Here is a 914-nt window from a genome sequence, read left to right as displayed (position 1 = left end):
GGCATGGCCTGCAACCTCGCCCGCCTCGGCGACTGGTACGACCCCCACCCAAAGGCTCCACGGCCAGGCACCCGCGTTCGCACCCTCTGCGAAGCCCGCGGCCTCACCACGTGACTGGACGTCATCTCCCCACGGGGCGGGGCACTGACTTTGCCAGCAGAGTCGTCGAGGGCGGAGAAGGAGTAGTCCCAGGTGGCCAGCACCAACGACCACAGGACCCCGGATCCGCAGGTGGAGCCCCGTTCCACGAACCGCCGGTTCTCGGCCGCGTACAAGCAGAGGATCCTCGCCGAGTACGACACCCTGGACAAGCAGGGCAAGGGCGCGCTGCTGCGGCGCGAGGGCCTGTACTCGTCACTGATCTCGGCGTGGAAGTCCCAGCGTGACGCCGGGGCCGCGGCCGCTCTGGGTGCACCGGCGGGCCGACCGAAGGCCGACCCCCGCGACAAGGAGATCGCCAAGCTCAAGAGCGAAGTCGAGCGCCTGGAGAAGGAGCTGGGCAAGGCCCGCACCGTCATCGAGGTGCAGGGAAAACTCTCCGCGCTGCTGGACCAGCTCGCCACGGGCAGCGCGACCAACGACGGCGAGACGAAGTAGACCAGGCCGCACCCGCCCTGCCCGGCACGGCGGACACGGTGTTCGAGGACGCCCGGACCGCGGCCCTGGAGAAGCTCTCCGGCGTGGTCGGACGGGCGAAGGCCTGCGCGGCGCTGGGCGTCAACCGGGCGACCTGGTACCGCCACCACCGCAAGTCCCCGGCCCCGCCGAAGCCGGTCCGGGAGAGCCGGCCGCATCCGAAAGCGCTCTCGCCCGAGGAACGCGAGAAGGTGGTGGCCAAGCTCAACGGCGAGCGGTTCAAGGACACGGCACCGGCCGAGGTCTACGCGACGCTGCTGGACGAGGGCGTCTACCTG

The 914-nt window shown here is 70.7% G+C and carries 1 protein-coding gene and 1 pseudogene; both read left to right on the top strand.

Going from position 1 to position 914, the window contains the following annotated elements:
• The first annotated feature begins 192 nt into the window (after nucleotides 1-192).
• Entirely contained in the window at nucleotides 193-597 is a 405-nt protein-coding gene (locus tag KV557_RS41920) for a transposase (RefSeq protein WP_218207379.1), read from the top strand.
• Nucleotides 598-635: 38 nt separating this feature from the next.
• Nucleotides 636-914 (top strand): annotated as a pseudogene (locus tag KV557_RS41915) (IS3 family transposase); the annotation flags it as partial.

It is taken from the genome of Kitasatospora aureofaciens, from assembly GCF_019192735.1.
GTDB lineage: Bacteria > Actinomycetota > Actinomycetes > Streptomycetales > Streptomycetaceae > Kitasatospora > Kitasatospora aureofaciens_A.
The sequence above is the reverse complement of the archived record's forward strand: the minus strand, read 5'-3'. Positions and strand labels throughout refer to the sequence as shown.